At 63.8% G+C, this 6,661-nt stretch carries 5 protein-coding genes; 3 read left to right on the forward strand and 2 right to left on the reverse strand.

Annotated features, from left to right (window positions below):
• Window positions 1-2,046: FdhF/YdeP family oxidoreductase (locus A2J01_RS17050; RefSeq protein ID WP_197494244.1), on the reverse strand; the 2,046-nt coding region annotated here is incomplete at its 3' end.
• 121 nt (window positions 2,047-2,167) lie between these two features.
• Between A2J01_RS17050 and A2J01_RS17055 the strand changes: the two genes are divergently transcribed.
• From A2J01_RS17055 to A2J01_RS17065, 3 genes are all read left to right on the forward strand, one after another.
• Window positions 2,168-3,175 (forward strand): iron-siderophore ABC transporter substrate-binding protein, encoded by a 1,008-nt coding sequence (locus A2J01_RS17055; protein WP_030536639.1) that lies wholly within the window; start codon window positions 2,168-2,170, stop codon window positions 3,173-3,175.
• Between the two features lie 63 nt (window positions 3,176-3,238).
• Complete coding sequence (locus A2J01_RS17060) at window positions 3,239-3,853, forward strand: GNAT family N-acetyltransferase (protein ID WP_030536638.1); 615 nt, start codon at window positions 3,239-3,241, stop codon at window positions 3,851-3,853.
• A gap of 12 nt (window positions 3,854-3,865) precedes the next feature.
• A complete protein-coding gene (locus A2J01_RS17065) occupies window positions 3,866-5,899 on the forward strand; it encodes a S9 family peptidase (protein ID WP_064113172.1) in 2,034 nt (677 codons plus the stop codon).
• Window positions 5,900-5,970: 71 nt separating this feature from the next.
• On the opposite strand, the gene A2J01_RS17070 is transcribed toward A2J01_RS17065, so the two are convergent.
• On the reverse strand, window positions 5,971-6,661 hold a 691-nt coding region (locus tag A2J01_RS17070), incomplete at its 5' end, for a hypothetical protein (protein WP_064113173.1).

Below are 6,661 nucleotides of genomic sequence, written 5' to 3' on the forward strand. Positions count from 1 at the left end.
GAGGATGACTTTGCGTCCGCCCTTGATGCCGCGGTATCTGTCGTCGAGGCCGTAGATCGTGGTGTTGTACTGGTCGTGGCTGCGCATCGTCTGCAGAATCAGGCGCCCACTCGGAGTGGGTATCCAGTGCAGGTCGTTCACGCCGAAGTTGGCTTTGCCGGTGTGCGTGCGGAACTCACGCGAGTCACGCGGCGGGTGGGGGAGTTGGAATCCGTCTGGCTCTCGAACGCGGGAGTTGTAGTTTTCGCAGCCTGGCACTACCCGTGAGATGGAATCGCGGATCAGATCGTAGTTGCCCTCGAAGGCCGACCAGCGGACGGAGTGATCGTTGCCGAGTAGTTCGCGGGCGAGTTGGCAGATGATGGCGACTTCGCTACGCAGGTAGGGGCTGACCGGTGTGAGGCGTCCGCGCGACAGGTGCACCATGGACATCGAATCCTCCACGGAGACAAGCTGCTTTCCGCCGGCTTGGACGTCGAGGTCGGTGCGTCCGAGGGTGGGGAGGATGATCGCGGTCTGCCCGTGGACCACGTGACTGCGGTTCAGCTTGGTGGACACCTGCACGGTGAGTTCGCATTGACGCAACGCTGTTTCAGTCGCTGCGGTGTCCGGGCTTGCCTGGATGAAGTTGCCGCCCATCGCCATGAAGAAGCTTGCCTTGCCTGCGTTCATGGCGCGGATCGCGTCGACGGTGTCCCATCCGTGCTTGCGGGGACTCGAGATCGAGAACTCGGTATCGAGCGCGGCCAGGAACTCTTCCGGCATCTTTTCCCAGATGCCCATCGTGCGGTCACCCTGGACATTGGAGTGTCCTCGCACCGGACAAACGCCGGCACCGGGTTTGCCCATCATTCCACGCATGAGCAGCAGGTTGACTGCTTCTTCGATGGTGGCGACTCCGTGTGTGTGCTGAGTGATCCCCATAGCCCAGCAGGTGACGGTTCGCTCGGATCGGGCAAGTGCGGCAGCCGTTTCCTCGAGCTGTGCCATCGACAGACCCGTTGCCTCGAGTACCGTGTCGAGATCGACCGCGCGGATGTGCTTCTCGTATTCGTCCCAACCGGCGCAGTACCGGTCGACGAAAGCGCGGTCGACGACCGTCCCGGGAGCGCGATCTTCCTGCTCGAGCAGCAGCTTCCCCAGGCCTTGGAACAGCGCCATGTCGCCGCCCAGCCGGATCTGCAGGAACTCGTCCGCGATGTCGACTCCGTGCCCGATCACGCCGGACACCTTCTGTGGATCCTTGAACCTGCGCAATCCCGCCTCGGGCAGAGGATTGATGGCAATGATCTTGGCGCCGTTGCTCTTTGCCTTCTCCAGCGTCGAGAGCATTCGAGGGTGGTTGGTGCCGGGGTTCTGTCCGGCGATGAGGATGAGATCGGCGTTCTCGAGGTCGGGAACCGTCACCGAGCCTTTGCCGATGCCGATGGATTCGGTCAGTGCGCTTCCGGACGACTCGTGACACATGTTGGAACAGTCGGGCATGTTGTTGGTGCCGTAGCTGCGAATCATCAACTGGTAGAGAAACGCGGCTTCGTTGGACGTGCGACCGGAGGTGTAGAACACCGCTTCGTCCGGCGATGCGAGGCCGTTCAGATGTTCGGCGATCAGTGCGTACGCGCCGTCCCAGTCGATCGGCCGGTAATGGGTTGCTCCCGGCGTCAGGACCATCGGGTGCGTCAGTCGCCCCTGCTGTCCGAGCCAGTAGTCGGTCTTGCCTTCGAGATCGGCGATCGAGTGCTCCGCGAAGAATTCGGGTGTGACGGTGCGAAGCGTTGCTTCCTCGGCAACAGCCTTCGCTCCGTTCTCGCAGAATTCGGCGGGCTTGCGATGTCCGGGAGTCTCCGGCCACGCACACCCCGGGCAGTCGAAGCCGTGTCGCTGGTTGAGTCTGGTGAGCGTTCGGGCGGTCCGCAAGGCTCCCATCTGCTCGATTCCTCGTTGCAGCGACACCAGAACGGCCGGAACTCCGGCGGCGTAGTCCTTGGGGTGCGTGACTTCGAGATCCGATTCGTCGATGTCCTTCGAGGGGCCCTGGCGCGTCATGTCTCCATAGTGGCCCGAACGGCGCGGTACTGCCATCGAATGGGCCGGTCGAACTAGCCGGAATGAAGCTTTCATCGGCTAGCCTTACCTACCGAACCAGCAGACTTTAAGGGGTAGGAACATGGATCGAACGGACGCAGGTCGGCTGACCCGGCGCGGATTTCTGATCGGCACGTCGGGAGCGTTGCTGGCATTCGCCGCAGCCTGCTCCAGTTCGAACGACGAGGACACACCTCCCAGCGGTGACTCTGCGGAATCGATCACCCACAAGTTCGGGGCTACGGAGTTGCCCAAGGATCCGCAGCGGATCGTCAGTGTCGGATACAACGATCAAGATGCGATCCTGGCGCTCGGTGGGACCTTGGTCGGAACCTTCGACTGGTACGGCGATTACCCCTACGGAGTGTGGCCCTGGGCGCAGCCGCTGCTGAACGGGGCGACTCCCGAGATCATCGGAACTGCGGGCACCACCATTCAGATGGAGAAGGTCGCTGCCACGACACCCGACCTCATTGTCGGCACCTACTCCGGGCTCACTCAGGCGCAATACGACAAACTCAGTGCCATTGCGCCGACGGTGGCGCAGCCCAAGGAGTTCGCGGATTACGGAATCCCCTGGCAGAACCAGACGACCATCATCGGCGAAGCGTTGGGGCAGCAGGGTAAGGCCACCGAGCTGATCGCCGGCGTCGACCAGAAGTTCGCCGACGTGAAGACGGCCAATCCGGCGTTTGCCGGCAAGACCGTTCTGGTCGGCGCGTTGAAGGGGCCGGGGCAGTTCGGGGTCTACGGACCGGAAGACCCGAAGGTGCGGTTCTTCACCGAACTCGGATTCGTGAATCCGCCTGTCACCGATCAGATCACGGGTAACTTCGCCGAGATCAGCACCGAGCAACTCTCGCTCGCGGACGTCGACGTACTCGTCTGGTACGCGGGTGGCGGCTACGGCGACAAGCTTCGCGCGGAGCTGGACAAGACCCCGATCTACCAGGAACTCGACGTCGTGAAGGACGGCCGCGCGATCATTCTGGAAGACGCTGCTGCCGAAGCCATGACGTGGAGCACCGTACTGAGCTTGCCGTACGCGCTCGAACAGATTCCGCCGCGGATTGCGGGCTTGCTCGTCTGATCGGTTCAAGGACAGCGCTGTTCAAAGTCCAGTGATTCGGACAGTCGGCGGTACTCTCGCCTCATGGGTGTACACGTACGGCCGGCTGTCCGATCCGATATTCCGGCACTGTCGGCAGTGTTGGCCGAGGCGTTCGAAGATGATCCCTTGATGGCGTGGATGTTGCCGGACGAGGCCACCAGGGCTGATCGCCTGACGAAACTGTTTGCCGCAGAAGCTCGTTACCACCACCTCGCCGGGGGCGGCGTCGAGGTGGCCACCGACGACAACGGCCTGATCGGCGGGGCAACTCTGTGGGATCCGCCGGGGCGGTGGAAGCAGTCGTGGATTTCCGGGCTCGTGAGCCTGCCCGCAATGGTGCGTGTCTTCGGCAGGGGGCTACGACACGCGGCCGAGGTCAGCTCCGTTCTCGAAGGAGCACACCCGAATTCGCCGCACTGGTATCTCGCGACCGTCGGGACCGGCAGCGCGGCGCGCGGTGGGGGATACGGCAAAGCGCTCCTGAACTCTCGGTTGGAGCGTTGTGACCGTGAACATGTCGACGCTTACCTCGAGAGCAGCAAGGAATCGAACATCCCGTACTACAACCGCTTCGGTTTCGAAGTGACCCGTGACATCGTCATGCCAGGCGGCGGGCCGACGATCTACGCAATGATGCGTCAACCGCGGGGCGCGTGATACGAACTAGTGGTGACCCAGATTCCCGAGCTCCACGCAGGCACACCGTTCGACGAACTCGACGACTACATCGCTCTGGCCAGGTTGTCCGGCCTGGTGTTGTCACCTGACGGCTCGCTGCTGATCTGCGCGCGCGCCGTTCTCGACGACAAGAGCGCCGAATACGTGTCCTCGTTGTGGGAGATCGACCCGGAAGGCCGGCGTCCTGCGCGTCGGTTGACCTGGGGTTCGACCAGCGAGTCCGGTGCTGCCTTCGCGTTCGACGGCGACGTGCTCTTCACTGCCACGCGAGCCGTGCCGGGCGAGAGTGATCCGCAACCAGCACTCTGGCGCCTACCAGCGGCGGGCGGAGAAGCTCAGCTGCTGATCTCGCGTCCCGGTGGTGTCTCGTCGGTATCAGCGGCGAAGGCGGCGCCGACGTTCGTGGCCCAGACGTCGGTCATGGCTTCGGCGATCAGCCTCGACCAGGACGATCAGGTGCGATCGGCGCGCAAGGACAAGAAAGTCACGGCGATGCTGCACACCGGTTATCCGGTGCGCCACTGGGACCACGACCTGGGCCCCGATCATCCGCATCTGGTTGTGGCCGAGACGGATTCGAAGGAATCCGTCGAGTTGCGGGACATCACACCGACGGCAGGCACAGCGCTGCGGGAGACGTCGACCACGATTTCCGACGACGGTCTCTTCGTCGTGACCACGTGGACTGTCGGCGATGCGAGTGCCGCCCGCCGATCGACGTTGGTTCGGATCGACACGGTGACCGGTGACCGAGTCACGCTTGTCGACGAGGCCGACGCGGACGTCTACAACCCGGTGCTCTCGCCGGACGGAACCAAGCTCGCGTTCATCCGGGAGACACTCACCACACCGGAGTCCGCACCACGAATGACTCTGCAGCTCTACGACTTCGGATCCGGTGCCGTGACCGGCGTCGCCGACGGCTGGGATCGCTGGCCTACCTCACTTGCCTGGCTACCCGACGGATCCGGGCTGGTCGTCACCGCTGACGACGGCGGCCGCGGTCCGATCTTCACCATCGACCTGTGGGGCCAACCAGTGCGCCTGACAGCTGACGACGCGGCGTACACCGACGTTCGAGTGGCGCCGGACGGTGAGTCGATCTACGCGTTGCGAGCCTCGTACGAAGCGCCCCCGCACGTGGTGCGGGTCGATCTGCGATCAGGTGAGATCACCGCACTTCGTGGGCCCGACACTTTGCCGGAGCTGCCGGGAACACTGACCGAGATCACCGCGCGTGCCGAGGACGGTTCGACGGTGCGTAGCTGGTTGGCGCTGCCGACGGGCGCCGCGCCGCATGCACCGGTGCCATTGCTTCTCTGGGTCCACGGCGGCCCACTCGGTTCGTGGAACACCTGGTCCTGGCGGTGGAATCCGTGGCTGCTCGTCGCCAAGGGCTATGCAGTACTGCTACCAGATCCCGCGCTCTCGACCGGATACGGCCAGGACTTCGTCCAGCGGGGGTGGGGTCAGTGGGGCAAGGCGCCCTTCACCGATCTGATGGCGATCACCGATGCTGCTGTCGCCCAGCCCGAGATCGACCCCAAGCGAACAGGCGCGATGGGTGGTTCGTTCGGTGGTTACATGGCCAACTGGATTGCCGGACATACCAACCGTTTCGACGCCATCGTCACCCACGCGAGTCTGTGGGCACTCGATCAATTCGGCCCGACGACGGACGCTGCCTGGTACTGGCAGCGCGAGATGTCGCCTGAGATGGCCGTCGAGAATTCGCCGCATCTGTACGTCGCGGACATCACGACTCCGATGCTGGTCATCCATGGCGACAAGGACTACCGGGTTCCGATCGGTGAGGGCTTGCGACTCTGGTACGAACTGCTTGCCGAGTCAGGTCTGCCCGCCGACGACGACGGGAAAACGGACCATCGCTTCCTCTACTTCCCCGACGAGAATCATTGGGTGCTCAAGCCGCAGCACACCAAGATCTGGTACGAGGTGGTCACCGCGTTCCTCTCCGAGCACGTTCTCGGCGAAGATGTCGCGCTACCGGAGATTCTGGGCTGAACCCGCGCGTGCCTCGTTCGGATGAAACACCGAACGAGGCACGAGCGTCTTCGCGTGGATCCGGACCGGAATCAGGCGCCGGGGCAACGAACGGTGTACGACCACTCGGTGTGGTCAGGGCCCGTGACGCGAACCAGAACGGACGACGCCCCACCGGCGGGCACGTTGACGACAGCTGAACCAGTTCCCTCGTTGATGTTGTCGCCGATGTATCCGGTGCTGTGGATCAACCGACCTTCGTAGTACACCTCGATCAGGTCCGGGACGTTTTCGGTCTCGTAGCCGAGCACGAACGAGGTCGGGCCACCGCGGCCGAGTTCGTGCTTGGTGCTGGTGATTCCTGCGCCGCCCGAGACGGTCGAGGCGTCGCAGCGCTGCGTGGGCGCAAATGATCCGCCGCCGCCGCTGCCGCTGGCCAGGCCACTGAGAATGTCCCTGACGTTGCCACTGGCCAGGCCGTTGACGATGTCCATCGCGCTGGTCGAGCCGGCGTTCAGGCCGCCGAGGACGTCGTTGAGGTTCCCAGTGGCGATCCCGCCGACGATGTCACCCACGCTGCCGCTGGCGATGCCGTTTGCGATGTCGTTCCCGATATCGCCGACGCTTCCGTTGATCGTGGCGCTGCCACTGTCGATGCTTCCTTGCACACTTTCTTCGATGCCGGGGGCAGCAGACGCAGTCGCCGGAAGCACGAGGGCAACCGCCGCTCCGATCGTCGCGGCCGCCGCCAAGGTTCGAACGCCGGGACGGCGAGAACTCCAG

Origin of the sequence: Rhodococcus sp. EPR-134, assembly GCF_001647205.1 — a bacterium.
Lineage (GTDB): Bacteria > Actinomycetota > Actinomycetes > Mycobacteriales > Mycobacteriaceae > Rhodococcus_F > Rhodococcus_F qingshengii.